Raw genomic sequence first — 25,600 nt, 5'->3', positions numbered from 1 at the left:
GGCATGAGCACCACGGAGCGTCCCAGGATCCTCGTAGTAGGCGGTGGGTACGTAGGCCTGTACGCAGCTCGGCGCATCCTCAAGAAGATGCGCTACGGCGAGGCGACCGTCACGGTCGTCGACCCCCGGTCGTACATGACCTACCAGCCCTTCCTCCCCGAAACCGCCGCCGGCAACATCTCCCCGCGCCATGTCGTCGTCCCGCTGCGACGCGTGCTGCCCAAGGCGGAGGTTCTCACCGGCCGGGTCACCACCATCGACCAGGACCGCAAGGTCGCCACGATCGCCCCCCTCGTGGGCGAGGCGTACGAGCTGCCTTTCGACTACCTGGTGATCGCGCTCGGCGCGGTCTCCCGCACCTTCCCGATCCCCGGCCTCGCCGAGCAGGGCATCGGCATGAAGGGCGTCGAGGAGGCCATCGGCCTGCGCAACCACGTCCTCGAGCAGTTGGACAAGGCCGACTCCACCACTGACGAGGAGATCCGCCGCAAGGCGCTCACCTTCGTCTTCATCGGCGGCGGCTTCGCCGGTGCGGAGACCATCGGCGAGGTCGAGGACCTGGCCCGCGACGCGGCCAAGTACTACAAGACGGTGTCCCGCGAGGACATGCGCTTCATCCTGGTCGACGCCGCGGACAAGATCCTGCCCGAGGTCGGCCCCAAGCTCGGCCAGTACGGCAAGCAGCACCTGGAGAGCCGGGGCGTGGAGATCTACCTCTCCACCTCCATGGACTCCTGCGTCGACGGCCACGTCGTGCTGAAGAACGGGTTGGAGGTCGACTCCAACACGATCGTCTGGACCGCCGGCGTCAAGCCCAACCCGGTCCTCGCCCGTTACGGCCTCCCGCTCGGCCCGCGCGGTCACGTCGACACGGCCCCGACCCTCCAGGTCCAGGGCACCGACTACATCTGGGCCGCCGGCGACAACGCCCAGGTCCCCGACGTCGCCGCCCGCAAGGCCGGCGTCGAGAACGCCTGGTGCCCGCCGAACGCCCAGCACGCGCTGCGTCAGGCCAAGGTCCTCGGCGACAACGTGATCTCCGGCCTGCGGGGCTTCCCGCAGAAGGAGTACGCGCACTCCAACAAGGGTGCGGTGGCGGGCCTCGGCCTCCACAAGGGCGTCGCGATGATCGTCATGGGCAAGGTGAAGATCAAGCTCAAGGGCCGCCTCGCCTGGTACATGCACCGTGGCTACCACGGCATGGCGATGCCGACCTGGAACCGCAAGATCCGCGTCTTCGCCGACTGGACCCTCGGCATGTTCCTCAAGCGCGAGGTCGTGGCGCTGGGCGCGCTGGAGTCCCCGCGCGAGGAGTTCTACGAGGCCGCCAAGCCCGCCCCGGTCGCCGCGAAGCCGGCCGCCGAGAAGACCGAGAACGAGAAGGCCAAGGCCTCCTGACCCCCGGTCACCCGACCCCGGTCCCCTGGGCCCGCGGTCACTGAGACACCCCCGAAGGGGCCGTCCGCCATCCGTGGTGCGGACGGCCCCTTCGGCGTCCCCGCCCCGCGGACGGCACCGGCGCGCCCCAGTGCCGTACGCAGGTATTTTGCCCAGCCGTGACGGCGTCGCGGGACTGGACACCGAGCCCTCTCGTGTTTACGTGGTGACAGGACATCCGGGATCATCGTCACGGAGGTGTGCATCATGGCCGACGCCGCGCCGCGGCTCCATGAGCTCGTCGAACAGATGCTGGGAGCCCCTTTCCCGGTGCGCGTCCGGGCGTGGGACGGTTCGCAGGCGGGCCCGCCCGGCGCGCCGGCCCTGGTCGTACGCAACCGCAGGGCGCTGCGCCGGCTGCTGTTCAAGCCCGGCGAACTGGGCCTGGCCCGCGCCTGGGTGGCCGGCGACCTGGACCTCGAGGGCGACCTGTACACCGCGCTCGACCTGGTCTCCGGGCTCCTGTGGGAGCGCGGCGAGGACGCCCGCACCCTCGCCCGGGCCCTGCGCGACCCCGAGTTCCGCACCGCGGCCCGCGGCCTGCTGAGGCTCGCCGGCCTCCCGCTGCCGCCCGCCCCGCCCCGCGAGGAGATCCGCCGGACCGGGCACCTGCACACGCGCCGCACCGACAGACGCGCCATCAGCCACCACTACGACGTCGGCAACGACTTCTACGCCCTCGTCCTCGGGCCGTCCATGGTGTACTCCTGCGCCTACTGGGAGTCCGCGGACGGCACCCTGGAGGACGCCCAGCGCGACAAGCTCGAACTCGTCTGCCGCAAACTGGACCTGCGCCCGGGTCAGCGCCTGCTGGACGTCGGCTGCGGCTGGGGGTCGATGGCGATCCACGCGGCCCGTGAGCACGGGGCGCGCGTCGTCGGGATCACCCTGTCCCAGGAGCAGGCGGCCTACGCCCGTAAGTGCGTCGCCGAGGCCGGGCTCACCGACCGGGTCGAGATCCGCGTCCAGGACTACCGGGACGTCGCCGACGGCCCGTTCGACGCGATCTCCTCCATCGGCATGGCGGAACACGTCGGCTCCGACAAGTACCTGGAGTACGCGCACGTCCTGCACGCGCTCCTGAAGCCGGGGGGCCGGCTGCTCAACCACCAGATCGCCCGCCGCCCGCAGCGCGACGAGTCCGCCTACGGCGTGGACGCGTTCATCGACGCCTACGTCTTCCCCGACGGCGAACTCGCCCCCGTCAGCACCACGGTCGGCCACCTCGAACGCGCCGGGTTCGAGGTCCGCGACCTGGAGGCGATCCGAGATCACTACGCCCTCACCCTGCGCCGCTGGGTGGGCCGTCTGGAGGAGGCCTGGGACCGGGCGGTCCATCTGACCAGCCCCGGCCGTGCCCGGGTCTGGCGGCTCTACATGGCCGCCTCCGCCGTCGCCTTCGAGCGCAACCGCATCGGCGTCAACCAGGTCCTGGCCGTGCGGACCCCCGAGTCGGGCGACTCCGGGATGCCGCTGCGCGCCCGCACCTGGAACTGACCCGGCACGAGGGAGGGGCCCCGCACCGGTCTCCCGGTGCGGGGCCCCTCCCTCGTGCCGCTCGTCGCGTCGCTACTCCGACTTGATCGCCGCCAGCATGTTCAGGCGGGAGGCCCGGCGGGCGGGCCACAGCGCCGCCAGGATGCCCACCCCGGCGGCCAGCGCCAGGAAGAGGGCCATCCGGCCCCAGGGCAGGACGAGTTCGTACGTGGGCATCTTCGTGCCGAGCAGCTCGCCGGCCGCCCAGCCGAAGAACACGCCCAGTCCGATGCCGAGCACCCCGCCGAAGAGGGAGATCACCAGGGACTCCAGCCGGACCATCCGCTTCACCGAGCGCCGGTCCAGGCCGATGGCGCGCAGCATGCCGATCTCCTGGGAGCGCTCGAAGACGGACATCGCCAGGGTGTTGACGACGCCGAGGACGGCCACGATCACCGCCATCGCGAGCAACCCGTAGAGCATGTTCAGCACCAGCGTGAACGTCTTCGCGATCTCGTCGGAGAGGTCCTGCTTGCTCTGGACCTTGATGGCCGGGTTGGAGCCGAGGGCCTTCTCCAGCCGGTCCGCCGTGCCGTCCGAGGTCCCGCCCGACGTCTTGACCATGACCCGCATGTCGGCCGGGTCCGTCACATGGGGGGTGAGGGCCGCGTTGTCGACGATGATGCCCTGGATCAGCTGGTTGCCCTCGTAGACCGCGGCGACCGTCAGCTGCTGCTTCTTGCCGTCCTCGTAGTGCACCGTGAAGGCGGAACCCGCCTTCCAGTGATGGGACTTGGCGGTGTCCTCGTCGACGACGACCCGCGCGCCGCCCACCGTGAAGGCGCCGTCGGCGACCTTGAGGTCGGTGAGCTCGCCGAAGGCGGAGCCGGTGACGCCGGTGAGGTACTCGGTCGTGCCGTCGATGCGGGCGGGCGCGTTGCGCATCGGGCTGGTGGCGGTCACCCCGGCGACGGACCGGAGCTTGTCGTCGACGTCCGGGGAGAGCTCGTTGCCGTTGGCCATCGACACGACGTAGTCGGCCTTGATCGCGGAGGACGCCATCTTGTCGATGGACCTCTGCAGACTGCCCGCCATCACGGTCATGCCGGTGATCAGGGTCAGCCCGATCATCAGCGCCGACGCCGTCGCGGCCGTGCGGCGCGGGTTGCGCACCGAGTTCTGGCGGGCCAGCTTCCCGGACACCCCGAAGACGCGCAGCACGGGCGCGGCGGCCGCGATCAGCGGGCGGGACAGCAGCGGGGTCAGGATGAACACGCCGAGGATCAGCAGGACCGCGCCGAGGCCCATGGGGGCCTGGCCGTCGGAGCCGTCCATCGTCGTCGCGGCCAGGACCACCGCGACGCCCGCCGCCGAGAAAAGGGCGCCCAGGGTGTTGCGCAGTACGAGCGACTTGGTGGACGCCGCCGCGTGCACGCTGCTCATCGCGGCGACCGGGGGGATCTTCGCGGCGCGGCGGCCGGGCAGCCAGGCCGCGAGCATGGTGATGACGACGCCGACGAGGAGGGCCGTGGCGACCGTGCCCGGGGAGACGACGAGCGGCCCGTCGGGGACGGTCGCCCCGAGCGTGCCCAGCAGGGAGCGCAGCCCGGCCCCGATGCCGACGCCGGCGACCAGGCCGGTCACACCGGCGACGGCGCCGACCACCAGTGCCTCGACCAGCACCGAGCGGGTCACCTGCCGGCGCGAGGCGCCCACGGCCCGCAGCAGCGCGAGCTCCTTGGTGCGCTGGGCGACCAGCATGGTGAAGGTGTTGGCGATGATGAAGGTGCCCACGAACAGCGCGATGCCGGCGAACACCAGCAGTCCCTGCTTCAGCCCGCTCATCGACGCGGAGATCATCTCCGCCTGGTCGTCGGCGAGTTGCTTGCCGGTGGTGGTCTCGACCTGGCCCTTCGGCAGGGCGGCGTCCAGGGCGGACTTCAGCGCGCTCTGCGAGGTCCCGGGGGCCGCCTTCACGTCGATCTCGTCGTAGGCGCCGGGCTTGCCGAAGAGTTTCTGCGCGCTCGCCGTGTCGAACAGGGCGAGGCTGCCGCCGGCGGCGACGTTGCCGTCGTCGGTGGTGAACACGCCGGTGATCCGCGGGGCGAGGACGGGGCCGTCGACGGAGAGCCGCACGGTGTCGCCGACCTCGTACCCGGCCCGCTCGGCGGTCTTCGCGTCGATGACGACCTCGTTCACGCCGCTCGGGGCGCGCCCGGAGACGAGCGGATACCGGGTGTCCTTCGTCCCCCAGTAGTTGCCGCCCTGTGACTGGAAGCCGCCGCCTATGAGCTTGCCGTCCTTGTCCGCCATGGCGGTGAAGCCGGTCACGACGCCGACGGCGGACGCGGCGCCCGGCGTCTTCGCGCTGCGCTCCAGCAGGGCCTGGGTCAGTTCCGGCGTCTTGACGATGCGGTCGCCGACGTCGGGCTGGGACTCGGCGGTGACGGCGACGTCGACCTGGTCGAAGCCCTTGGCGGAGCTCTTCTGCAGGGCGTCGGAGAGGGTGTTGGTGAAGACCAGGGTCCCCGACACGAAGGCCACGCCGAGCATCACGGCGAGCACGGTCATCAGGAGCCTGGCCTTGTGCGCGAGCACATTGCGCAAGGCGGTACGGAACATGGGTGTCGTCTTCTCAGTCCTGCTCGTCGGCGAGCGGTAGGTCCCGGTACGGGATCAGCTGGTGCGGCCCTTGGCGTCGAACCGCTTCATGCGGTCCAGCACCGACTCGGCCGTCGGCCCGTACACCTCGTCGACGATCCGCCCGTCCGCGAGGAAGATCACCCGGTCCGCGTAGGCCGCGGCCACCGGGTCGTGGGTCACCATCACCACCGTCTGCCCCAGCTCCCGCACGGAGTTGCGCAGGAAGCCCAGCACCTCGGCGCCGGAGCGCGAGTCGAGGTTGCCGGTCGGTTCGTCGCCGAAGATGATGTCCGGCCGCGAGGCCAGGGCGCGGGCGACGGCGACCCGTTGCTGCTGACCGCCGGAGAGCTGCGAGGGCCGGTGGCTCAGCCGGTCGGCGAGCCCCACCATCCGGATGACCTTGTCCAGCCACTCCTTGTCCGGCTTGCGGCCGGCGATGTCCATCGGGAGGGTGATGTTCTCGAGCGCCGTCAGCGTCGGGAGCAGGTTGAACGCCTGGAAGATGAACCCGATCTTGTCCCGGCGCAACTTGGTGAGCTGCTTGTCCTTCAGGGAGCCGAGTTCGGTGTCGCCGATGCGCACGGAGCCGGAGGAGAAGTTGTCCAGGCCGGCCACGCAGTGCATCAGCGTGGACTTGCCGGAGCCGGAGGGTCCCATGATCGCGGTGAACTCGGCCTGCCGGAAGTCGACCGAGACCCGGTCCAGGGCGACCACCTGGGTCTCGCCCTGTCCGTAGATCTTCGACAGGTCCGTGGCACGTGCGGCCGCTGTGGTGGTCCGGTCGGCGAGGGGGCTGGTGGTCACGGAGTGGTGCTCCTGTCGGGACGACGATGGGTTCCTTGGGGACGTGAACCATCGTCCCGGCCGCCTGCCGCCGTGTAGTCAGCCGCTGTTCCGGTTCTGAAGGCAGACTCCGGACGGACCGCGGGCCGTCGTGTCATACCTGGGGATGAGACCCACCCCCTACCTGCTCCCGCGCCCGTCCGTCTGCCGGACATTCGTCAAGAACCGGTGGAGCACCCTCGTTCGGACGGTGAAATTCCGTCATTCCGCATCCACAAGCGGTTTCCGCACGCGACGCTACTGGCAAGTGCGGACGGCCGGTTCCGGGTGCTGATGCACCCTCAGACGTCAATAAAATAAGACAACATCGGGTCTGATCGTCCGCTGATCGGGGGACGGATCCCGATAGGGTCGGTAGCTCACGCGGAACCCTCGGCCTGCCCAGATGGTGGAATGCAGACACGGCGAGCTTAAACCTCGCTGCCCCTTCGCGGGCGTGCCGGTTCAAGTCCGGCTCTGGGCACTTCCGACGTCTCGGTGACCCCTCCGCCGCCCCGACCGTTGACACCCGCTGGACGCGGGCGCACACTCACCTCCCAGACGAGTGAAGAAAACTTCACTGTGCGAACGTCCTTCGAAGGGAACGCCCGATGCGCACCACCGTCGGCATCGTCGGCGCCGGCCCCGCCGGCCTCCTCCTCGCCCGCCTGCTCCATGTCGCCGGCATCGACTCGGTCGTGCTGGAGAACCGCGACCGGGCCTACGTGGAGCACCGCCAGCGCGCCGGGATCCTCGAGCAGGGCACGGTGGACGTCCTGCGCGCGGCCGGCGCGGGGGAGCGCATGGACCGGGAGGGAATGCGCCACGACGGCATCGAGCTGCGGTTCGCCAGGCGGCGCCACCGCGTGGACTTCCCCGCCCTCACCGGCGGCCGCTCGGTGACCGTCTACGCCCAGACCGAGGTGTGCAAGGACCTCATCGCCCTCCAGCTCGCCCAGGGCGGCCCGCTGCTCTTCGAGGCGGAGGCGCTGGCCGTCGAGGACGCCGGGACCGACCGCCCGCGCGTGCGCTTCCGCCACCAGGGCGTCGAGGACGTCCTGGAGTGCGAGTACGTCGTGGGCTGCGACGGCTTCTGGGGCGTCGCCCGCAACGCCGTCCCTGCCGGGCTGACCCGCGTCCACGAACGGACGTACCCGTTCGGCTGGCTCGGGATCCTCGCCGACGTGCCGCCCTCGCACGACGAACTCGTCTACGCCCGCCACGAGCGCGGCTTCGCGCTGCTCTCCATGCGCTCGCCGTCCGTCTCCCGGCTCTATCTCCAGGTGCCCCAGGGCACGGACGCGCAGGCGTGGCGGGACGAGGAGATCTGGGACGAGCTGTCCCGCCGCTTCGAGACCGACGACGGCTGGCGACTGGAGCGCGGGCCGATCACCCAGAAGTCGGTCACCCCGATGCGCTCCTACGTCCACGAGCCCATGCGGCACGGCCGGCTCTTCCTCGCCGGGGACGCGGCCCACATCGTGCCGCCGACCGGGGCGAAGGGGCTGAACCTCGCCGTCGGGGACGTCGTCACCTTCGCGCGGGCCCTGACGCACCAGCGGGAGACGGGGTCGTCCGCCCTCCTGGACGCCTACTCCGAGACATGTCTGCGGCGCGTGTGGCAGGCCGAGCGGTTCTCCTACGACATGACGACCCTGCTGCACCCCGCCCCCGGCGCCACGCCCTTCGAGGAACGGCTCCAGCTCGCCAGGCTGGAGCGGATCGCCTCCTCGAGGGCCGCCGAGACCGATCTGGCCGAGGGCTACACCGGGTTCCCGTTCGATTGATCGAACAGCGGGGTTCGTCCGGTCTCCGTGGGATACCGGCCTTGTCCCGGGTTGGTCATGATCGGGGGCGGCCCGGGTGGGGAATGGCCACGCCGCGTAGCGTGTTGCGCGACAGGATGAGGGAAAGATCCTCCCCAAGCACTAGGGTCAATCCTTTGCCTACCTATTACCCTTGAGCCAAGGCCGCGCAGTGTGGCCATGGAGGAGTGCAATGAGGAGCAGAAACCCGGTCTTCTCGCGACGGGGGTTCAGCCGCGACAACGGCTACGCGGGCTTCAACGCCGCGCCGCAGGCCGGGGGACCCGCAGTCGGCACGCAGCCGGGCAACCCGTACGCCCAGCAGGCCGGCAACCCGTACGCGCAGAACCCCTACGCCCAGCAGGACCTGCAGTACGGCGCCCCGCCGCAGGCCCCGGCCGCCACCGGCCGGATGACCATGGACGACGTCGTCGCGCGCACCGCGACCACGCTCGGCGCCGTGGTCGTCACGGCGATCCTGTCGTGGCTGCTGCTGCCGGTCGACGAGGCCAACATCAACAAGTCGTACGGCATCGCCGTCGGCGCCGGTCTGGTCGCCATGGTGCTGGCGCTGGTCCAGTCCTTCAAGCGACGCCCGGTTCCCGCGCTGATCCTGTCGTACGCCGCCCTCGAGGGCGTCTTCCTCGGCGTGATCTCCAGCGCGGTGTCCACCTACATCGCGGACGGCGTGGTCGCCCAGGCGGTGCTCGGCACCATGGCGGTCTTCGCCGGCGTGCTGGTGGCGTACAAGGCGGGCTGGATCCGCGTCAACCGCCGCTTCTACGGCTTCGTGATGGCCGCCGCCATCGGGTTCGTGCTGCTGATGGCCGTCAACCTGCTGTTCGCGGTGTTCGGCGGCGGTGACGGCCTCGGCTTCCGCAGCGGGGGCCTGGGCATCGTGTTCGGCGTCATCGGCATCATCCTCGGCGCCTGCTTCCTCGCCCTGGACTTCAAGCAGGTCGAGGACGGCGTGGCCTACGGCGCCCCGCGCGAGGAGGCCTGGCTCGCCGCCTTCGGCCTCACGATGACGCTGGTGTGGATCTACATGGAGTTCCTGCGACTCCTGTCGATCCTGAACAGCGACTGACCCCCGCGCACGGCGAGCGACACCACGAAGGGCCCCGGGATCTTTGTCCCGGGGCCCTTCGTCGTCAGCGTGGGTACGTCGCGAGCGCGCTAGAGCAGTTTGCGCGCGGCCCTCCTCAGGTCGTACTCGTGGATGATCGCCTTGGCGTGGCCGTACGCGAGGTTGTGCTCGGCGCGCAGCCAGCTGACCTTCTCCTCGAAGCGGAGAGCTGGGCCTTCGTCGACGGTGCGCAGCCAGTCGGAGACCTCACGACCGGTGCAATGGGGGATGCGGGCCAGTATGTTGCGGTGGGTCTCCTCGGAGAGGACATGGGACATCGGCGCCTCCGGTAGCAAAGGGGATGTAAGCCGGTCCTTCAGGTCACCGTGCCTGAGTGTTCGCCCGTTGGCAACAGTCCCGGTGCGACGCGTAGTCTCGCGGCGTGGCTGATACGACGTCCCTGACCCGTGCGGTGGACCACTTCGCCGACCGTCTGCGCGCCGCCCCGCAGAGCCGGTTGCAGAGAGGCGCGGCCGCCGAGGCGCTCGCGCTGGCCCGGGAGTTGGCCCGGCGGGCCCAGCTCGTCGAGGAGCCCGGCGCCCAGCCCCGGGAGATGCCCGACGCCGGGATGTTCGCCGCCGCCGACCAGATCACCGTCGCCGTGCACGACTTGGCCCTCGTACTCACGGACGAGGGCCAGATCGACGAAGCGGTGGAGCTGGTGGCGCAGGCGCAGAAGCGGGCCGGCGTGTGAGCCTCACAGGCTCGCTATGACCCGGTCCGCCAGGATGTAGACGTTGTCCGCGCCGCACTGGAACGTCAGGGTGTAGGCGCCGGAGATGCCCGAACCGCCCAGCAGGAACGGGGTCTCGCCCGCGGTGAGGGCCGCGGCGAGGCGTTCCGCCGTCTCGCGGTGGCCCGGAGTCATGCACAGGGTGGTGCCGTCGGCGAAGACGTAGACGTCGAGGGTGCCCAGCGGTCCCGGGCGCACATCGGTCAGTTCGACCTGGGACGCCGCGAGTTCCTCCAGGGTGGCCACCGTGCGCTCATGGTCGTTCACGACGGGTGACTGTACCGGCACGAAGTCGGGGTGCGAGGGGTGGCGGCGGCGGGCCGCGGCCAGCTCCGCGGACTCGCCGCCGAAGTCGTCGGCGTCCGAGGCCGGCTCGGCCACCGGCTCCAGCCCCACGAAGTCCACCTGCCGGGGCAGGAACAGCTCGCTGTCCGGCAGTCCCAGCAGGGAGGGGGCGTCGGAGGCGTCACGCGCCTCCTGGGCGGCCCAGAAGGCGCGCGCCTCGGCGAGCTCCCGCTCCCGCTCCTCCGCGAGCGCCTCGGCGACCGCGGCGCGTATCTCAGCCGCGTCGGCGGCGGTGCGGGCCGCCGGAACGAAGCCGCGCAGATGCGCGGCCGCGCTCTCGGCGCTCTCGGCGTTCCTGGCGAGCTCGGTGTGCAGAGCGGCGACCTGTCGGCGCAACTGCAAGAGGGTGCGCAGGACGGCGACGCCCACGGCGCCCGTGGCGGCCGTGGTGACCAGCAAGGCGATCGGCATGGCGCTCACTGACGTACTCCCGGTTCAAAGTCGACCCCCGACTTCCTACATCAGCTTGAAGGGTGGACTATCCAGCTGTCAGTGCGTAACGTCACGAAACGGACAGGACTTTGGGCCTGGGGTTTGCTGTCGAAAGGCGCTGAGCTGGGTAAATCCCTCCGGGGAGGGAGATAGGTCACATCCTGGGGGAGATTGGATCACAAAAAGGCCCGGAGTCCAGGTGCTTTCCGGACTCCGGGCCGAACCGTGACGGGGGGTGCTGGAACGGTCACGCAGAGGCCCCGTCAGGTCATCGCGTCACAGGGTCAGCTCAGGCGCTCGATGACCATCGCCATGCCCTGGCCGCCGCCCACGCACATGGTCTCCAGACCGAACTGCTTGTCGTGGAACTGCAGCGAGTTGATGAGCGTGCCGGTGATCCGGGCGCCCGTCATGCCGAAGGGGTGGCCGACGGCGATGGCGCCGCCGTTGACGTTCAGCTTGTCGAGGTCGATGCCGAGGTCGCGGTAGGAGGGGATCACCTGGGCGGCGAACGCCTCGTTGATCTCGACCAGGTCGATGTCGTCGATGGTGAGGCCGGCCCGGCGCAGGGCCTGGTTGCTCGCCTCGACCGGGCCGAGGCCCATGATCTCGGGGGACAGGCCCGAGACGCCGGTCGACACGATGCGGGCGAGCGGGGTGAGGCCGAGCTCGCGTGCCTTGGTGTCGCTCATGACGACCACCGCGGCCGCGCCGTCGTTCAGCGGGCAGCAGTTGGCGGCGGTGACCATGCCGTCGGGGCGGAAGACCGGCTTCAGGCCCTGGACGCCCTCCAGCGTGACGCCGGCGCGCGGGCCGTCGTCCTTGCTGACGACCGTGCCGTCGGGCAGCGTCACCGGGGTGATCTCGCGCTCCCAGAAACCGTTCTTGATGGCTTCCTCGGCGAGGTTCTGCGAGCGGACGCCGAACTCGTCCATGTCCTGCCGGGTCACGCCCTTGACGCGGGCGAGGTTCTCGGCGGTCTGGCCCATCGCGATGTAGGCGTCGGGGACGAGGCCGTCCTCGCGCGGGTCGTGCCAGGAGGTTCCCTCCTGCTCGGCGACGGCCGCGGTGCGGGCCTCCGCCTCGGCGAAGAACGGGTTGTGCGTGTCCGGCAGGCTGTCGGAGTTGCCCTTGGCGAACCGGGAGACCATCTCGACGCCCGCCGAGATGAAGACGTCGCCCTCGCCGGCCTTGATGGCGTGCAGGGCCATGCGGCTGGTCTGCAGGGACGAGGAACAGTAACGGGTGATCGTGCAGCCGGGGAGGTGGTCCATGCCCATCTGCACGGCCACGATGCGGCCCAGGTTGTTGCCCTGCTCGCCGCCGGGAAGGCCGCAGCCGAGCATCAGGTCGTCGATGTCCCTCGGGTCCAGCTCGGGGACCTTGGCGAGGGCCGCCTGGATGATCGTGGCGGTGAGGTCGTCCGGGCGCAGGTCCTTCAGCGAGCCCTTGAAGGCGCGGCCGATGGGCGAGCGGGCGGTCGAGACGATGACTGCTTCGGGCATCACGGCTCCAGGCGGGAAGGTGGCGCTCAGCGCCTCGTTGAGGGGCGGTGGTCGGGCGACGGGCAGGGGTTCCGTACGGGAACGGCTGCTTGGGAAGTTACCCGTACGTATGGCCTGGGTCACGGGGATGGCGATGTGACCCTGGCCGCAATTTACTAAGCGCTTGCTTGGCCCTCCGGCGGTGGGGGCGGGGGTGGTGCGGCGGGGCGCGCGCGGGTGTGGGCGGGCTGGTGCGGGCGGGAGTGCCCGGCCCGGCGGGTGTGCCCCCGTTTGGACGGGCCCTGTCAGGCGCTCGTCCGGGAGGTGGGCTCCGGCTCCGTCACCCGCCGGCGCCGGCGCCGCTTCAGCAGGGCCCAGGGACCGCGGGGCCCCGTCGGCATCGCCGCCGTCACCTCCGTGCCGGGCTCCGCGACCGCTTCCGCCGCCGCCCGGGCCACCGGCAGGAAGCCCTCGCGGCGCGTGGCGTCCGGCCGCTCCTCCTCGGCCGGCCACAGACCGAGGGCCGCGCAGACCGTGGGCAGCACCGCCATCGCCGCCGTCGCGTAACCCTCCGCCGACGGGTGGTAGTGGTCGGGCCCGAACAGCTCGCGCGGGTTCGCCTCGAACTCGGGGCCCAGCAGGTCGCCCAGGGACACCGTGCGGCCGCCCTGCTCGACGGCGCCGATCGTCTGGGCCGCCGCCAGCTGCCGGGAGGCCCGGCGGGCCAGCCAGCGCAACGGCTGCTGGACCGGCTCGATCGTGCCCAGGTCCGGACAGGTGCCGACGACGACCTCCGCGCCGGCCGTGCGCAGCCGCCGCACCGCCGCCGCCAGATGCCGCACCGAACGGGTGGCCGGCATGCGGTGCGTCACGTCGTTCGCGCCGATCATGATCACGCAGACGTCCGGCACCCGGTCGCAGTCCTGCAGGACCAGCGCGACCTGCCGGTCGAGGTCGTCGGACTGGGCGCCGGGATGCGCCACGTTGCGCAGCTCCACGGGCCGCTCCGCGACCGCCGCCAGCCCCGAGGCCAGCAGGGCGCCCGGGGTCTGCCCGGAGCGGTGGACTCCCTGGCCCGCCGCCGTGGAGTCGCCCAGCATCGTCAGCCGCAGGGGCTCCTTGCCCGGGCCGGGGACGTCGTACGCGGTGCCGTAGCGGCCGTCCGCGTGCGGGACGTGCGGGTGCGCCCCGTTGTTCACCTGGCGGCGGGCCAGATGCACCTCCGCCAGCACCAGCCCGGCCACCGCCGCCCCGGCCAGCCCGATGCCGCCGCCGCCGTAGGCCGCGCCGGCCGCGATGCGCCGGGCCACTCTCGCTCTCGACATGCTCGTCATGCCTCGACGCCACCTCCTCGTGTCCGTACACCCACTCCTTGCCCCGTACGCACCGTCGTCCAATCTCGACGAGGAGTGAACATGCCGCTCCGGCCAGAGCCCGCCCCGTACCCTGGCGGGACCACTACGACCACAGTTTTTGCAAGCAACCGGAGACAACGGTGCAATTCCACGACTCGATGATCAGCCTCGTCGGCAACACCCCGCTGGTGAAGCTCAACAGCGTGACCAAGGGCATCCAGGCGACCGTCCTGGCCAAGGTGGAGTACTTCAACCCGGGCGGCTCCGTGAAGGACCGCATCGCCCTGCGCATGATCGAGGCCGCCGAGCAGAGCGGAGAGCTGAAGCCTGGGGGCACGATCGTCGAGCCGACCAGCGGCAACACGGGCGTCGGGCTGGCCATCGTGGCGCAGCAGAAGGGGTACAAGTGCATCTTCGTGTGCCCCGACAAGGTGAGCACCGACAAGATCAACGTGCTGCGGGCGTACGGCGCCGAGGTCGTCGTCTGCCCGACCGCCGTGGACCCCGAGCACCCGGACTCCTACTACAACGTCTCCGACCGGCTGGTGCGCGAGACGCCGGGCGCGTGGAAGCCCGACCAGTACTCCAACGCGAACAACCCGCTCTCCCACTACCACTCCACCGGCCCCGAGCTGTGGGAGCAGACGGAGGGGCGGATCACCCACTTCGTCGCCGGCGTGGGCACCGGCGGCACCATCTCCGGGACCGGCCGGTATCTGAAGGACGCCAGCGAGGGCCGGGTGCAGGTCGTCGGCGCCGACCCCGAGGGGTCCGTGTACTCCGGTGGGTCCGGGCGGCCGTACCTGGTGGAGGGCGTCGGTGAGGACTTCTGGCCGACCGCCTACGACCGCACCGTGGCCGACGAGATCGTCGCGGTGTCGGACAAGGACTCCTTCCAGATGACCCGGCGGCTGGCCAAGGAGGAGGGCCTGCTGGTGGGCGGCTCCTGCGGGATGGCCGTCGTGGCGGCGCTGCGGGTCGCCGAGCGACTCGGCCCGGACGACGTGGTCGTCGTCCTCCTGCCGGACAGCGGCCGCGGATACCTGTCGAAGATTTTCAACGACGAGTGGATGGCCGACTACGGCTTCCTCGAGGACGAGGGGCCCAGCGCCCGCGTCGCCGACGTTCTCAACGACAAGGTGCACGGCGCCATCCCCTCCCTCGTCCACATGCACCCGGACGAGACCGTGGGCCAGGCCATCGAGGTGCTGCGCGAGTACGGCGTCTCGCAGATGCCGATCGTGAAGCCGGGCGCCGGACACCCGGACGTCATGGCCGCCGAGGTCGTCGGGTCGGTCGTGGAGCGGGAGCTGCTGGACGCCCTGTTCACCCAGCGCGCCTCCCTCGACGACCCGCTGGAGAAGCACATGTCCGCGCCGCTGCCGCAGGTCGGCTCCGGCGAGCCGGTCGGCGACCTGATGTCCGTGCTCGGCACGGCGGACGCGGCGATCGTCCTCGTCGAGGGCAAGCCCACCGGGGTCGTCAGCCGTCAGGACCTGCTGGCTTTCCTGGCCAAGGGCGGGAAGTAACTTCCGGGGGCCGGGGTCGCAACCGCGGGGAAACCTGCGGTGAACGGCCCTGATGGGTGCCGAACTTCCATTTGCCCACCGAATCGGTGGACTTCGTGGAAGTGGTACGAGCGCGTCACGTGCGCGCAGCACCCGGTTAACACGCGTCCGGCATATTTGTGGGTGTCGGCAGGGCGGGAGCGGCTCCCCGTCCGACCGGCACCCAAACGGCGTCACGGACCTCCGGAGCGGCTCCCGGACCTCCACCGACGCCACGGACGCGCAAGCCCGGCCTGACCCGGCCCGCGTCCCTCGCGGGGACCGCCGTCGTCCCGCCCCCCGGTGACGGGGGTGCGGCGGTCCCCGCGCAAGCTTCCTTCCCGGCGATCACGTCCGGCGCCTCTCCCGAAGACGTGCCGCGCCCGTGTCCTCGGCCGCGGCCCCTGCCCTTCGGCGACGGGGCCGTCGGCCCGCCCGGCGGCCGCCCGGTCCCGCGACCTTCCGGGGCGGCCGGACGCGGGGCGTGCGCCTCGTCGACGGCGCCCTGGTGGACGTCGTCCCCTTCCACCGGCCTGCGCGGAGTGAGCGGCACACCGGTCACGCCGACGCCTCAGGCGCGTTCCGTGCGTTCCGTGCGTTCCGGGACACCGGGGGCGGACGCCCAACTGCCCAGCAGGGCAAGGCGTTCCGCCGTCTCGGAGCCTGGTTCCGGGGTGTAGACGAGGAGGGTCTGGTTCGTGTCCTCGGAGATCGTCAGGGTCTCGTAGGGGAGCGTCAGCAGGCCCGCGACGGGGTGCCGGACGCGTTTCACTCCGTAGGCGCACTCCCGGACCGGGTGGTCCGCCCACAGGCGGCGGAAGTCGTCGCTCTTCAGGGAGAGTTCCCCGACGAGCGCGGTCAGCCGGCGGTCGTCCTGGTGATGACCCGCCAGGTTCCGCAGGTGCGCGACGCACTGGACGGCCACCGCGGACCACTCCGGGTAGAAGTCACGGGAGCCGGGGTCGAGGAAGACGTGCCGCGGGATGTTGCGGCCGTCCGAGTCGGCCCGGCTGTAGCCGAACACGGCGTCGGCCGCCGCGTTCCACGCCAGTACGTCCATCCGGACGTCCAGGACGAAGGCCGGGGTGCGCTCCATGCTGTCGAGCAGCAGTTGCACGCCCGTGCGGACGCGGGGCGCGCCCCGGCGCTCGGCCGGCCTGCGCGGGCGGGCGACGGCGTGCAGGTAGGCGTGCTCGGTGTCGTCGAGGCGCAGGACGCGCGCCACGGCGTCCAGCACCGCGTCGCTGACGGCCGGGCCCCGGCCCTGCTCCAGGCGTATGTAGTAGTCGACGCTCACTCCGGCGAGCTGCGCCACCTCCTCGCGGCGCAGACCGGGGACGCGTCGGCGCCCGTGTGAGGGCAGTCCGACCTCCTCCGGCCGGATGCGAGCGCGGCGCGAGCGCAGAAAATCTCCCAGATCCCCGTCCATGCGCTCGATGGTAGGCGAGGGGCGCCTCGCGAACCTGGTACTGGCAGACCCAGGAAAAGCGCATCCCTGGGTAGCGCCGCGACGGGCGGCGAGAGTGGTGCGTGCCGCCGGGGAGACGCCCCGGCCCACCCTCGCAGGAGCAACAGATGTCGTACGAGAACCCGTATGCGGGCCTTGCCGGCCGTACCGCCGTCGTCACCGGCGCCGCCAGCGGGATCGGGGAGGCGGTGGCCGTGCTGCTCGCCGCGTCGGGCGCCCGGGTCGCGCTGCTGGCCCGGCGCGCGGACCGGCTGGAGGCGGTCGTCGAGAAGATCCGCGCCGACGGCGGCGAGGCTCTCGCGGTCGTCGCCGACGTCACCGACGACGCGTCCGTGGCCGGGGCCGCCGACCGGGTCAGGGAGGCTTTCGGGGCCGTCGACCTGGTCGTCAACAACGCCGGCGTCATGCTGCCCAACCCCGTCGACGACGGCCGCGTCGACGAGTGGCAGCGGATGCTCGACACCAACGTCACCGGAGTGCTGCGGACGATCCGCGCTTTCACCGGCGACCTGGTGGGCGCGGCCGCCGGGGGGCGCGCCGCCGACCTGGTGAACATCTCGTCCATCGGCGCGCACGTCACGTTCCCGAACTACGCGGTGTACGGCGCGACCAAGGCCGCCGTGACCTATCTGTCCCAGTCCCTGCGCACCGAGTTCGGCCCCCGGGACGTGCGGGTCACCAATGTGGAGCCGGGTCTGACGGAGACCGAGCTGGCGACGCACCTGGACAACGACGAGCTGGCCGGGCAACTGGACGGCATGTTCGGCGCCATCGGCGCGCTGTCCTCGGCGGAGGTCGCCGACGTCGTCGCCTACGCGACCAGCCGCTCCCGGCACGTCAACCTGCGGCAGATCATGGTCCTGCCGACACGGCAGGCGTGAGGCCCGGGGGCCGGTTCCGTCAGTCGGTGTCCCGCGAGGACCGCCGGCGCGGGCCCGACAGCAGTTCGGGGTTGCTGCGGGCGGCCTGCACGAAGTTCACGCCGACGACGCCGAGCCAGGCGGCGAGCACGCCGGAGAAACCGGCGAAGGCGCCGCCGATCGCCGACAGCGGGACCGCCAGGATCAGCGAGACGACGCCGAAGCCGAAGCGCTCGCCCCAGGAGTCCGTCGCCCTGGGCGAGCGGGCTCCGCGGGCCGCCGCCATCTGCTGCTCCGCGAGCTGCCGCCGCACCCGGCGCTCCACCGCGCTGTCGATGCGCTGGTCGACCTTCTCCAGGAACGAGTCCACGAGCGCGGACTCGTACTCCTCGCCCAGCTCCCTGCGCGTCTGCAGGGTGGCGTCGAGCTCCTTCTTCAGGTCCGTGTCCCGCGTGTCCATGGCCGTCTCCCGTCCCGTCATGAACACCAAGGCTAGGGAGCCGGGACGTCCGGCGCACTGGGGATAGCCCCCCTGTCCGGCGGGGGCCCGCTACTCGGCCAGCCCGTGCTGCTCGGCGTAGGCGTTCGCCACGTCCTCGGGATCCTTCTTGTCCTTGTCGACCTGGCGGTTGAGCTCGGTGAGCTGGGTGGTGGTGAGGACGTTGCCGAGCCTGGCGAGGGCCTTGCGGACGGTGGAGTCGGCCCTGCGGTCGGCGATGAGCGGGACGATGTGCTGGCCGGGGATGAGGTTCTTCGGGTCGGTGAGCACCACCCAGCCGTTGTCCAGGATGTCGGTGTCGGTGGTGAAGAGGTTCGCGACGTCGACGTCGCCCTTCTTCAGGGCGCCCTTGACCAGCGGACCGGAGGAGTCCAGCGACTTGAACTCCTTGAACTCCACGCCGTACACGTCCTTGAGGCCGACCACGCCGACGCGGCGGGTCTTGACCTCGGGGGCGGCGCCGATGACGAGCTTGCCGTTCAGCTTCGTCAGGTCGGCGAGGGAGGACAGGCCGTACTTCCGGGCCGTCTCCCGGGTGACGGCGAAGGCGTCCGCGTCCTCGGCGAGGCCGTACGGCAGCACCTGGAGGCCGGCGGGAAGGGCGATGGTGAGGTCGTTCTGCATCTCTCCCTCCTCCGTAGCCGCGGCCTTCGGGTCGAGGTAGGTGAGCAGGGCGCCCTGGTACTCGGGCAGGAGGTCGATGTCGCCGCTCTTCAGGGCGGGGAAGACGATCTCGCGGGTGCCCAGGTTGGGGCGGACCTTCACCTTCACGCCGGCCGCCGCCAGGACGGCCGCGTAGAGGTAGCCCAGCACCTGGTTCTCGGTGAAGTTGGCGGTGCCGATGGTGACCCCGTCCTTGCTGGAGCCGCCGCCGGAGGTGGTGCCGCCCTCGTTGTCGAGGGAGGTGATGCCGCTCGCGCAGGCGGTCAGGGCGGGGACGGTCGCGGCCGCGAACAGGCCGCCGAGGATCGTGCGTCGGTTCATGTCGGGATTCCCTAGGCGTGCTGTGCGGGGCGGTGTCGGAAGAGGAGCCGCTGGACGCCGGAGAGCGCCAGGTCCAGGACGACGGCGACGGCGGCGACCAGGACCGCGCCGCCGAGCACCTGGACGAGGTCGCGCTGGGCGAGGCCGTCGAAGACGTAGCGGCCGAGACCGCCGAAGGAGACGTACGCGGCGATCGTGGCCGTGGCGACGACCTGGATGAGCGCGAGGCGCAGGCCCGTCATGATCAGGGGGAGGGCCAGCGGCAGTTCCACCTGGAGGAGAACCTGGTGGCCGCGCATGCCCTGACCGCGTGCGGCGTCCTTGACGTCCGGGTCGACGGCCGTCATGCCTGCGTAGGTGTTGGTGACGATCGAGGGGACCGCGAGGGCGACCAGCGCGACGTAGACGGGCCACATGGACAGGCCGCTGGCGAGGAAGACGAGGACGACCAGGCCGACGGTCGGCAGGGCGCGGCCGAAGGAGGCCAGGTTGATCGCGAGGAAGGCGCCCCGGCCGGTGTGGCCGATCAGCAGGCCGACCGGCAGGCCGATCGCGGCCGCGACGAGGGTGGCCAGCAGGGAGTACTGGAGGTGTTCGGCGAGGCGGTGCGCGATGCCGTCCGAGCCGGACCACTGGGCGCCGCTGGTCAGCCAGCCGCCGAGGTTCTTGAACAGTTCGTACATCAGGCTCGCCGCCTCTTCCACGGGGTGAGGAGGTACTGGACGCCCACCAGAGCCGCGTCGGCGACGACGGCGAGGAGGAGGGTGAGGACCACTCCCGCGATCACCGGCGTCGGGAAGTCGCGCTGGAAGCCGTCGGTGAACAGCTGGCCGAGGCCGCCGTCGCCGATGTAGGTGGCGACGGAGACCAGGGAGATCGACATGACCGTCGCGATGCGCACGCCCGCCATGATCACGGGGAGCGCGAGCGGGAACTCGACGGTGAGGAGCGTGCGCAGCGGGCGGGTGCCCATCGCCCTGGCCGCCTCCTTGGTCTTCGCGGGCACCGAGTCGAGGCCCTCGACCGTGTTCCGCAGCAGGACGACCAGGGTGTAGACGGTCAGGCCGGTGACGGTGGTGGTGCGGGTGAGACCGCTGATCGGCAGCAGCAGGACGAAGATCGCGATCGAGGGGATCGTGAACAGCACGTTCGAGAGGCCGAGCAGGAAGCCGCGCAGGGGGCGGACGCGGTGGGCGACCACCGCGAGGGGGAGGCTGATCAGCAGTCCGAGGAGGACGGCGGTCAGCGCGGCCTGGAGGTGGGAGATCGCGAGGGTGGTCAGTTCGTCGGTGTGCCCGGATATCCAGGACCAGTCGACGGTCATGCGGCCACCCGTGCCTCGGTGTGGGCCCGGCCCGCGTGGGTGTGGACGTCGTCGCGTGAGGTCACGCCGGTGAGGACGCCGTCGGTGTCCACCCGCGCGACCAGGCCGGTGGGGGCGGCGACCGACTCGTTGAGCGCCGAGAGGAGGGAGTCGGTGTCCCTGAGGGGGCGCACGGGGACGTCGGGGCCCTGCGCCGCGGAGGTCCAGTGCAGGGGCCTGCGGGCCTCGTCGAGGACGAGGGTCCAGGCGCCGCCCTCGGGAGCGGGGCCCTGCGGGACGTCCGCGAGGGTCTTCAGCGAGAGCAGCTTCAGACCGCGCTCGGCGCCGAGGAAGTCGGCCACGAAGTCGTCGGCGGGGCGGGCGAGCAGCTCGGTGGGCGAGGCGCACTGGACCAGGTGGCCGCCGGTGCGGAACACGGCGATCTGGTCGCCGAGGCGGACGGCCTCGTCGATGTCGTGGGTGACGAAGACGATGGTCTTGCTCAACTCCTTCTGGAGTCTGAGCAGTTCGTCCTGGAGCTGGGTGCGGACGACCGGGTCGACCGCGCCGAAGGGCTCGTCCATGAGGAGCACGGGCGGGTCGGCGGCGAGGGCGCGGGCCACCCCGACGCGCTGCTGCTGGCCGCCGGAGAGCTGGTGCGGGTAGCGGCGGCCGGAGTCGGCGGACAGGCCGACGGTCTCCAGCAGTTCGGCCGCGCGGGCGCGGGCCCTGCGCCGGCCGTGGCCGAGCAGCAGTGGCACGGTGGCGATGTTGTCGAGCACCGTGCGGTGCGGGAAGAGGCCCGACTGCTGGATGACGTAGCCGATGGAGCGGCGCAGCTCGGCCGCGTCCTGGCGGGTGACGTCCTTGCCGCCGACCTCGATCGTTCCGGAGGTCGGGTCGACCATTCGGTTGATCATCCGCAGGGTGGTCGTCTTGCCGCAACCGGAGGAACCGACCAGTACGGTCACGCCGCCCTCCGGCATGTGGAGGGAGAGATCGTGGACTGCCGTCGTGCCGTTGGGGAAGCGCTTGTGGACCGCGTCGAACTGGATCATGAGTTGTCCCTTGCCCGGCTGTATAACGTCATGCAGAGTTCTCCGTGGATGAATAACTTGTCAACGGCCCGGTGTTAATCCGGTGTAACGGATGACCGGCAGGCAAGATCGACTGTCCCGATTGAGGGGAGTTCGGAGCCTTATGTCGTCTCGAATCGTGGACGCCGCTCCCGGAGTGACCTCCGGTCTCGTCGTCCTCGACGGGATCGCCCTCGGCGTCGAGGACGTCGTGCGCCTCGCCGACGGCGTCGCCCGGCCGGTCCCCGGCACCGACGCGACGAAGCGGATGACCGAGGCCTGGGACGCCGCCCGGCTGATCGCCGCCACCGGCCGCGTCTACGGCCGCTCCACCGGCGTCGGCGCCAACCGGAACGAGGGCGTGCCCACCGAGGCGGCCGCCGGACACGGTCTGCGCCTGCTGCGCAGTCACGCCGGCGCCATCGGCGAGGAGCTGCCCGCCCGACAGGTTCGGGCGATGCTCGCCGTCCGCGCCAACCAACTGCTCGCCGGGGGCGCCGGACTCAGGCCCAGCGTCGTCACCGCGCTGTGCGAGGCGCTGGAGAGCGGGGCGTATCCGGTCGTCAACGAGTTCGGCTCGGTGGGCACCGGGGATCTGGCCGCCCTCGCGCAGGTCGGCCTCGCACTCGTGGGGGAGCACCCGTGGCGCGGAGCCGAAGGCCCCGCACCGCAGCCGCTCGACAACAACGACGCCCTCGCGCTCATCAGCAGCAACGCCCTCACGCTCGGTCAGTCCGCCCTCGCCCTGCACGAACTGCGCGGTCTCCTGCAGGCCACCCAGGTCGTCGCCGCCCTCTCGCTGCTCGCCGTGGACGGCTCGCACGAGGCCTACGCCGCCCCCGTGCACGCCGCCCGCCCGCACCGCGGCTCCGCCGAGGTCGCCCGCCGCATGCGCGAGCTGATCGGCGCCGAGGACCGGCCCACCCCGCCCCTCGGCAGGATCCAGGACCCCTACGGCTTCCGCTGCCTGCCCCAGATCCACGGCCCCGCGCACGACGCCGCCGACGCCCTGGAGGAGGTGATCGCCGTCGAGATCAACGCGGCCGCCGAGAACCCCCTCATCTGCCCCGAGGACATGACCGCCTACCACCACGGCGGCTTCTACCAGGCCCAGCTCGCCCTAGTCCTGGACCACTTCAGGCTGGCCCTGACCCAGGTGGCGCGGCTGTCCACCTCCCGGCTCTCCACGCTCAACGAGCCCGCCTACACCCGCCTGCGGCCCTTCCTCGCCGACCCCGAGCCGGCCTCCTCCGGCGTGATGATCCTGGAGTACGCCGCGGGCGCCGCCCTGGGCGACCTGCGGGCCTTCTCGGCGCCCGCGTCGCTCGGCCACGCTGTACTCTCCCGGGGCGTCGAGGAGCAGGCCAGTTTCGCCTCGCTCGCCGCCCGGCAGACACTGCGCGTCTGCGCCGCGTACCGTCTCGTCGTCGGCTGCGAACTCGTCGCCGCCGTACGGGCGCTGCGCCAGCGCGAGCTGCGGCCCGAGCCGGGGCTGCCGGCCGGGCAGGCGCTGGAGCTGGCCGAGACGCTGCTCGACGCCGACCAGGCCGACCGGCCGCTCACGGAGGACGTGCGCGCGGCGGCCGGACTGCTGGACCGGTTCACGGACATCTGGAGGGGGAGCGGGGCATGAGCGCGGAGACGGAGTTCGGTGGGGGCGGGCCGGGGCCGGGGGCGGCGGACAGTCCCGCCGGCCGGCTGCAGGCGCTGTTCGAGGGGCACCGGCTGACGCCGACCCAGCGGCGCATCGCGCACAGCATGGTGCGGCGCGCCGCCGACGTGCCGTTCCTGTCCAGTGTGGAACTGGCCGAGCTCGCCGGGGTCAGCCAGCCGTCCGTGACCCGCTTCGCGGTCGCCCTCGGCTTCGACGGCTACCCCGCCCTGCGCAGACATCTGCGCGAGGTCGCCCCCGCCGAACAGCCCGCCGACTCCGCCTCGTACAACGAGTACCAGCAGGCCGTCGAGGCCGAGATCGAGAACCTGCGGCACCTCGCCGAAGTGCTCGCCGATCCCCGTCCGGTGCGGCGGGCGGGCCGGCTGCTGGCGGCCTCCCGCCCGCTGCCCGTCCTCGGCCTGCGGGCCGCCGCCTCCCAGGCGTACGGATTCGCGTACTTCGCCGCCAAGGTCCATCCGGACGTACGGCTGCTGCACGAGGGCGGCACGATGATCCACGACCGCATCGACGCGGCCGTCCGGGCCGGCGCCTCCGCCCTGCTCTGCTTCGCGCTGCCCCGGCACCCGCGCGAGGTCGTCGACACGCTCGGCTACGCCCGGGAGGCCGGGCTGAGTGTGGTGACCGTCGCCGACTCCGCGTTCGCGCCGGTCGCCAAGGTCTCCGACCTGCTCCTGCCGGCCGCCGTCGGCACCGGCCTCGCCTTCGACACGGCCTGTGCGCCGATGCTGCTCGGGCGGGTGCTGCTGGAGGCGATGTGCGACGACCTGCCCGACGCGCAGGCCCGGCTGGAGGAGTTCGACGCGCGGGCGGCGTCGCGCGGGCTGTTCGTGGAGTGACCCCGCCCGTGGGGGCGCGCTCTCCGTGCTCGGGGCGCGCTCTCAGACTCGTCTCACGTTCGCTCACTAGTCTGCGCGGTCACGAGACTGTGCCTGAGTGACGAGGAGGCGGACGTGGCACGCGGAGGACAGGGGTTGGCTCGGGTGGCCGTCGTCGTACGGGCCGGAGCCGCGCCGTTGTGGTGGTGCGGGGTGGTCGCGGCGGGGGTCGGCGTCCTGACGCCGGGCCTCACGGGACGGCAGACAGGACTGTCGGCCGGGGCCGCGCTGTTCATCGTGGCCGCGGCGGTCACGGGGCTGCGCGGACGGCGCCGGTACACCGGGCTGGGCCGCGGCGCCGTCCGGGCCGGCAAGCACGACGTGCTGCAGGACCGGGCGGTCACCGTCCGCATCTGGCGGCGCGGTCACCGCTGGTGGCTGCTGCTCGCCTTCCTGGCCGCTCTGGGCGGTTCCCTCGCGGTGCCCGCCGCCGGTGGCCTGCTGCTCGCGGGCTGCGGGGCCGGGTTGCGCTGGAAGGCCGCCTGGCTCGGGCGCCGCGAGCGGGAGGACGACGCCCTGCTGTGGGTGCGCGTCGACTGGCTGGACCGGCGCGGCGGACGCCCCGCCGGCAAGGCCGTCAAGGCGTACCGCAGCACCGGCGTCGCGGCGGGCGACGCGGCCCCGGGCGGAGCCCGCCGCCGCACCGCGGCACTGGTCTGAGCGCACGGACCGGGCGCGGACCGGGGTCCGCGCCCCCGGCAGGGTTGGGGAGGGGGCCTGGGGCCTCAGACCTCCAGGTCCTCCTCGATCCTCCGCAACTGGTGGCGGGCCATCGCCAGGTTGGCCCGCTTGGCGTCCAGGACGAGGTACATGAACAGTCCGTTGCCGCCGCGGCCGCTGATCAGCCGGATCAGGTGGTACTGGTCGTTCAGCGTGATCAGGATGTCCTCGATCTGGCCCTTGAGCCCGAGGTGTTCCATGGTGCGCATCTTGGCGCGCACCACGTCGGTGTTGCCGGCGGCGGCGACGTTCAGGTCGAACGTCTTGCTGCCGCCCATCGTGCCGAGCGCCATGCCGCTGGTGTAGTCGACGAGTGCGACGCCGGTCGCCCCCTCGATGGAGGCGAGGCACTCTTTCAGCGTGGTTTCGGTGTTGGCCATGACGTGTGCTCCTCGGTTCCTGTCAGCTTTCCGTGGTGGTGCGCGCGTTGGCGGTGGCCGGGCCGCGCGCCGTTCTGGTCCGTACGGTGGGGGGCTTGGCCGGTGTGCGCACCGGCGGCTTGGCGGGGGGCTGCGGCGGCGGTTCGGCGGGAGCGGCCCGCGTCTGCCGCGCCGCCGCCTCCCGGGCGTCCACGAGCTCCCCGACGCGGGCTCCGGCACGGCGGCCCTCCAGGTGCAGCCGGCCGACGTTGACGCGGTCCTGCGCGAGCAGGGTCAGCACGGCGGACTCCCCGGCCGCGTACGTCGCGACGTAGCCGTAGCGGCCGCGCACGAGCAGCTCGCGGAAGTCGCCCTGTCCGGTGGTGTCCGCCATGCGCACCGCGACGCCGAGGGCGGCGGCGGTCAGCGCGGCCACCACCTCCGGCTCCACGCCGGGCGTGTCGTGGGCGAGGACGAGGCCGTCCACGCCGGCCGCGAGCGCGCCGGTCAGCTGGGGCACCCGGGCCCGCAGCCGCCGCAGTTCGTCGAGTATCTCGGGCGCCGAGGCCATCAGCT

The 25,600-nt window shown here is 71.8% G+C and carries 24 protein-coding genes and 1 tRNA gene; 11 read left to right on the top strand and 14 right to left on the bottom strand.

Annotated elements, in window-relative coordinates; all coding sequences use genetic code 11:
- Positions 1–3: 3 nt before the first annotated feature.
- Both BG482_RS09975 and BG482_RS09970 read left to right on the top strand, forming a co-directional pair.
- Complete coding sequence (locus BG482_RS09975; RefSeq protein WP_069768570.1) at positions 4–1,398, top strand: NAD(P)/FAD-dependent oxidoreductase; 1,395 nt, start codon at positions 4–6, stop codon at positions 1,396–1,398.
- Positions 1,399–1,644: 246 nt separating this feature from the next.
- Positions 1,645–2,934, top strand: coding sequence for a cyclopropane-fatty-acyl-phospholipid synthase family protein (locus BG482_RS09970; protein WP_069768569.1), 1,290 nt, complete (start codon positions 1,645–1,647; stop codon positions 2,932–2,934).
- A gap of 72 nt (positions 2,935–3,006) precedes the next feature.
- Here BG482_RS09970 and BG482_RS09965 read toward each other — a convergent pair whose 3' ends face one another.
- Together BG482_RS09965 and BG482_RS09960 are read right to left on the bottom strand one after the other, a co-directional pair.
- Positions 3,007–5,535 carry an ABC transporter permease gene (locus BG482_RS09965; protein WP_069768568.1) on the bottom strand — a complete coding sequence of 843 codons (2,529 nt, stop codon included), beginning with the start codon at positions 5,533–5,535 and terminating at the stop codon, positions 3,007–3,009.
- A 54-nt stretch (positions 5,536–5,589) separates the two neighbouring features.
- The gene (locus BG482_RS09960; protein ID WP_069768567.1) at positions 5,590–6,360 is read right to left on the bottom strand and encodes an ABC transporter ATP-binding protein; all 771 of its coding nucleotides are present in this window, start codon (positions 6,358–6,360) and stop codon (positions 5,590–5,592) included.
- Between the two features lie 418 nt (positions 6,361–6,778).
- Here BG482_RS09960 and BG482_RS09955 point away from each other — a divergent pair.
- The 3 genes from BG482_RS09955 (at position 6,779) to BG482_RS09945 (ending at position 9,270) form a co-directional block, all read left to right on the top strand.
- Positions 6,779–6,862 (top strand) — tRNA-Leu (locus BG482_RS09955).
- Between the two features lie 127 nt (positions 6,863–6,989).
- Positions 6,990–8,165: a 4-hydroxybenzoate 3-monooxygenase gene (locus BG482_RS09950; protein ID WP_069768566.1), complete on the top strand. Its 1,176-nt coding sequence runs from the start codon at positions 6,990–6,992 to the stop codon at positions 8,163–8,165.
- Between the two features lie 211 nt (positions 8,166–8,376).
- Positions 8,377–9,270 (top strand): Bax inhibitor-1/YccA family protein, encoded by an 894-nt coding sequence (locus tag BG482_RS09945; RefSeq protein ID WP_069768565.1) that lies wholly within the window; start codon positions 8,377–8,379, stop codon positions 9,268–9,270.
- 89 nt (positions 9,271–9,359) lie between these two features.
- Here BG482_RS09945 and BG482_RS09940 read toward each other — a convergent pair whose 3' ends face one another.
- The gene (locus tag BG482_RS09940) at positions 9,360–9,587 is read right to left on the bottom strand and encodes a DUF4287 domain-containing protein (RefSeq protein ID WP_069768564.1); all 228 of its coding nucleotides are present in this window, start codon (positions 9,585–9,587) and stop codon (positions 9,360–9,362) included.
- A gap of 104 nt (positions 9,588–9,691) precedes the next feature.
- Between BG482_RS09940 and BG482_RS09935 the strand changes: the two genes are divergently transcribed.
- Positions 9,692–10,003: a hypothetical protein gene (locus BG482_RS09935; protein WP_256096322.1), complete on the top strand. Its 312-nt coding sequence runs from the start codon at positions 9,692–9,694 to the stop codon at positions 10,001–10,003.
- A gap of 3 nt (positions 10,004–10,006) precedes the next feature.
- On the opposite strand, the gene BG482_RS09930 is transcribed toward BG482_RS09935, so the two are convergent.
- The 3 genes from BG482_RS09930 to BG482_RS09920 form a co-directional block, all read right to left on the bottom strand.
- Positions 10,007–10,807, bottom strand: a complete 801-nt coding sequence (locus tag BG482_RS09930; RefSeq protein WP_069768562.1) for a hypothetical protein — start codon at positions 10,805–10,807, stop codon at positions 10,007–10,009.
- Between the two features lie 296 nt (positions 10,808–11,103).
- A complete protein-coding gene (locus tag BG482_RS09925; protein ID WP_069768561.1) occupies positions 11,104–12,324 on the bottom strand; it encodes an acetyl-CoA C-acetyltransferase in 1,221 nt (406 codons plus the stop codon).
- Positions 12,325–12,608: 284 nt separating this feature from the next.
- Positions 12,609–13,637: an SGNH/GDSL hydrolase family protein gene (locus tag BG482_RS09920; RefSeq protein WP_079141723.1), complete on the bottom strand. Its 1,029-nt coding sequence runs from the start codon at positions 13,635–13,637 to the stop codon at positions 12,609–12,611.
- 161 nt (positions 13,638–13,798) lie between these two features.
- Between BG482_RS09920 and BG482_RS09915 the strand changes: the two genes are divergently transcribed.
- Entirely contained in the window at positions 13,799–15,187 is a 1,389-nt protein-coding gene (locus BG482_RS09915; RefSeq protein ID WP_069768559.1) for a cystathionine beta-synthase, read from the top strand.
- A gap of 589 nt (positions 15,188–15,776) precedes the next feature.
- Here the strand turns inward: BG482_RS09915 and BG482_RS09910 are convergent.
- Positions 15,777–16,634 (bottom strand): helix-turn-helix transcriptional regulator, encoded by an 858-nt coding sequence (locus BG482_RS09910; RefSeq protein ID WP_069768558.1) that lies wholly within the window; start codon positions 16,632–16,634, stop codon positions 15,777–15,779.
- Between the two features lie 146 nt (positions 16,635–16,780).
- Between BG482_RS09910 and BG482_RS09905 the strand changes: the two genes are divergently transcribed.
- Positions 16,781–17,554: an SDR family oxidoreductase gene (locus BG482_RS09905; protein WP_069768557.1), complete on the top strand. Its 774-nt coding sequence runs from the start codon at positions 16,781–16,783 to the stop codon at positions 17,552–17,554.
- A gap of 19 nt (positions 17,555–17,573) precedes the next feature.
- On the opposite strand, the gene BG482_RS09900 is transcribed toward BG482_RS09905, so the two are convergent.
- The 5 genes from BG482_RS09900 to BG482_RS09880 all read right to left on the bottom strand — a co-directional run bounded on the left by BG482_RS09900 (position 17,574) and on the right by BG482_RS09880 (position 21,377).
- Positions 17,574–17,993, bottom strand: coding sequence for a hypothetical protein (locus BG482_RS09900; protein ID WP_069768556.1), 420 nt, complete (start codon positions 17,991–17,993; stop codon positions 17,574–17,576).
- A gap of 90 nt (positions 17,994–18,083) precedes the next feature.
- Complete coding sequence (locus tag BG482_RS09895) at positions 18,084–19,016, bottom strand: ABC transporter substrate-binding protein (protein ID WP_069768555.1); 933 nt, start codon at positions 19,014–19,016, stop codon at positions 18,084–18,086.
- A gap of 11 nt (positions 19,017–19,027) precedes the next feature.
- Positions 19,028–19,699: an ABC transporter permease gene (locus BG482_RS09890; protein WP_069768554.1), complete on the bottom strand. Its 672-nt coding sequence runs from the start codon at positions 19,697–19,699 to the stop codon at positions 19,028–19,030.
- Positions 19,699–20,340, bottom strand: coding sequence for an ABC transporter permease (locus BG482_RS09885; protein WP_069768553.1), 642 nt, complete (start codon positions 20,338–20,340; stop codon positions 19,699–19,701). Before BG482_RS09885 ends, BG482_RS09890 begins: the two co-directional genes overlap by 1 nt.
- On the bottom strand, positions 20,337–21,377 hold the full coding sequence (locus BG482_RS09880; RefSeq protein WP_069768552.1) for an ABC transporter ATP-binding protein: 1,041 nt from the start codon (positions 21,375–21,377) through the stop codon (positions 20,337–20,339). The genes BG482_RS09885 and BG482_RS09880 overlap by 4 nt, the downstream gene beginning before the upstream one ends.
- A gap of 142 nt (positions 21,378–21,519) precedes the next feature.
- Between BG482_RS09880 and BG482_RS09875 the strand changes: the two genes are divergently transcribed.
- The 3 genes from BG482_RS09875 to BG482_RS09865 all read left to right on the top strand — a co-directional run bounded on the left by BG482_RS09875 (position 21,520) and on the right by BG482_RS09865 (position 24,605).
- Complete coding sequence (locus BG482_RS09875) at positions 21,520–23,028, top strand: aromatic amino acid ammonia-lyase (RefSeq protein ID WP_069768551.1); 1,509 nt, start codon at positions 21,520–21,522, stop codon at positions 23,026–23,028.
- Positions 23,025–23,906 (top strand): MurR/RpiR family transcriptional regulator, encoded by an 882-nt coding sequence (locus BG482_RS09870; RefSeq protein WP_069768550.1) that lies wholly within the window; start codon positions 23,025–23,027, stop codon positions 23,904–23,906. Before BG482_RS09875 ends, BG482_RS09870 begins: the two co-directional genes overlap by 4 nt.
- Positions 23,907–24,020: 114 nt before the next feature.
- Complete coding sequence (locus BG482_RS09865) at positions 24,021–24,605, top strand: hypothetical protein (RefSeq protein WP_107450473.1); 585 nt, start codon at positions 24,021–24,023, stop codon at positions 24,603–24,605.
- A 65-nt stretch (positions 24,606–24,670) separates the two neighbouring features.
- On the opposite strand, the gene BG482_RS09860 is transcribed toward BG482_RS09865, so the two are convergent.
- On the bottom strand, positions 24,671–25,045 hold the full coding sequence (locus tag BG482_RS09860; RefSeq protein WP_069768548.1) for a hypothetical protein: 375 nt from the start codon (positions 25,043–25,045) through the stop codon (positions 24,671–24,673).
- A gap of 22 nt (positions 25,046–25,067) precedes the next feature.
- Entirely contained in the window at positions 25,068–25,595 is a 528-nt protein-coding gene (locus tag BG482_RS09855) for a roadblock/LC7 domain-containing protein (protein ID WP_069768547.1), read from the bottom strand.
- Positions 25,596–25,600: the final 5 nt, after the last annotated feature.

It is taken from the genome of Streptomyces sp. LUP30, from assembly GCF_001746365.1.
In the GTDB taxonomy this organism is placed as follows: Bacteria; Actinomycetota; Actinomycetes; order Streptomycetales; family Streptomycetaceae; genus Streptomyces.
This window is presented reverse-complemented; position numbering and strand designations above follow the sequence as displayed.

Excerpts from the sequence above, each read along its gene's own strand:
- BG482_RS09875 (WP_069768551.1), top strand. The coding sequence starts at position 21,520 with ATGTCGTCTCGAATCGTGGACGCCGCTCCCGGAGTGACCTCCGGTCTC.
- BG482_RS09975 (WP_069768570.1), top strand. The coding sequence starts at position 4 with ATGAGCACCACGGAGCGTCCCAGGATCCTCGTAGTAGGCGGTGGGTAC.
- BG482_RS09880 (WP_069768552.1), bottom strand. The coding sequence starts at position 21,377 with ATGATCCAGTTCGACGCGGTCCACAAGCGCTTCCCCAACGGCACGACG.
- BG482_RS09870 (WP_069768550.1), top strand. The coding sequence starts at position 23,025 with ATGAGCGCGGAGACGGAGTTCGGTGGGGGCGGGCCGGGGCCGGGGGCG.
- BG482_RS09950 (WP_069768566.1), top strand. The coding sequence starts at position 6,990 with ATGCGCACCACCGTCGGCATCGTCGGCGCCGGCCCCGCCGGCCTCCTC.
- BG482_RS09905 (WP_069768557.1), top strand. The coding sequence starts at position 16,781 with ATGTCGTACGAGAACCCGTATGCGGGCCTTGCCGGCCGTACCGCCGTC.
- BG482_RS09925 (WP_069768561.1), bottom strand. The coding sequence starts at position 12,324 with ATGCCCGAAGCAGTCATCGTCTCGACCGCCCGCTCGCCCATCGGCCGC.
- BG482_RS09860 (WP_069768548.1), bottom strand. The coding sequence starts at position 25,045 with ATGGCCAACACCGAAACCACGCTGAAAGAGTGCCTCGCCTCCATCGAG.
- BG482_RS09965 (WP_069768568.1), bottom strand. The coding sequence starts at position 5,535 with ATGTTCCGTACCGCCTTGCGCAATGTGCTCGCGCACAAGGCCAGGCTC.
- BG482_RS09910 (WP_069768558.1), bottom strand. The coding sequence starts at position 16,634 with ATGGACGGGGATCTGGGAGATTTTCTGCGCTCGCGCCGCGCTCGCATC.
- BG482_RS09940 (WP_069768564.1), bottom strand. The coding sequence starts at position 9,587 with ATGTCCCATGTCCTCTCCGAGGAGACCCACCGCAACATACTGGCCCGC.
- BG482_RS09920 (WP_079141723.1), bottom strand. The coding sequence starts at position 13,637 with ATGACGAGCATGTCGAGAGCGAGAGTGGCCCGGCGCATCGCGGCCGGC.
- BG482_RS09890 (WP_069768554.1), bottom strand. The coding sequence starts at position 19,699 with ATGTACGAACTGTTCAAGAACCTCGGCGGCTGGCTGACCAGCGGCGCC.
- BG482_RS09885 (WP_069768553.1), bottom strand. The coding sequence starts at position 20,340 with ATGACCGTCGACTGGTCCTGGATATCCGGGCACACCGACGAACTGACC.
- BG482_RS09970 (WP_069768569.1), top strand. The coding sequence starts at position 1,645 with ATGGCCGACGCCGCGCCGCGGCTCCATGAGCTCGTCGAACAGATGCTG.
- BG482_RS09855 (WP_069768547.1), bottom strand. The coding sequence starts at position 25,595 with ATGGCCTCGGCGCCCGAGATACTCGACGAACTGCGGCGGCTGCGGGCC.
- BG482_RS09895 (WP_069768555.1), bottom strand. The coding sequence starts at position 19,016 with ATGAACCGACGCACGATCCTCGGCGGCCTGTTCGCGGCCGCGACCGTC.
- BG482_RS09945 (WP_069768565.1), top strand. The coding sequence starts at position 8,377 with ATGAGGAGCAGAAACCCGGTCTTCTCGCGACGGGGGTTCAGCCGCGAC.
- BG482_RS09900 (WP_069768556.1), bottom strand. The coding sequence starts at position 17,993 with ATGGACACGCGGGACACGGACCTGAAGAAGGAGCTCGACGCCACCCTG.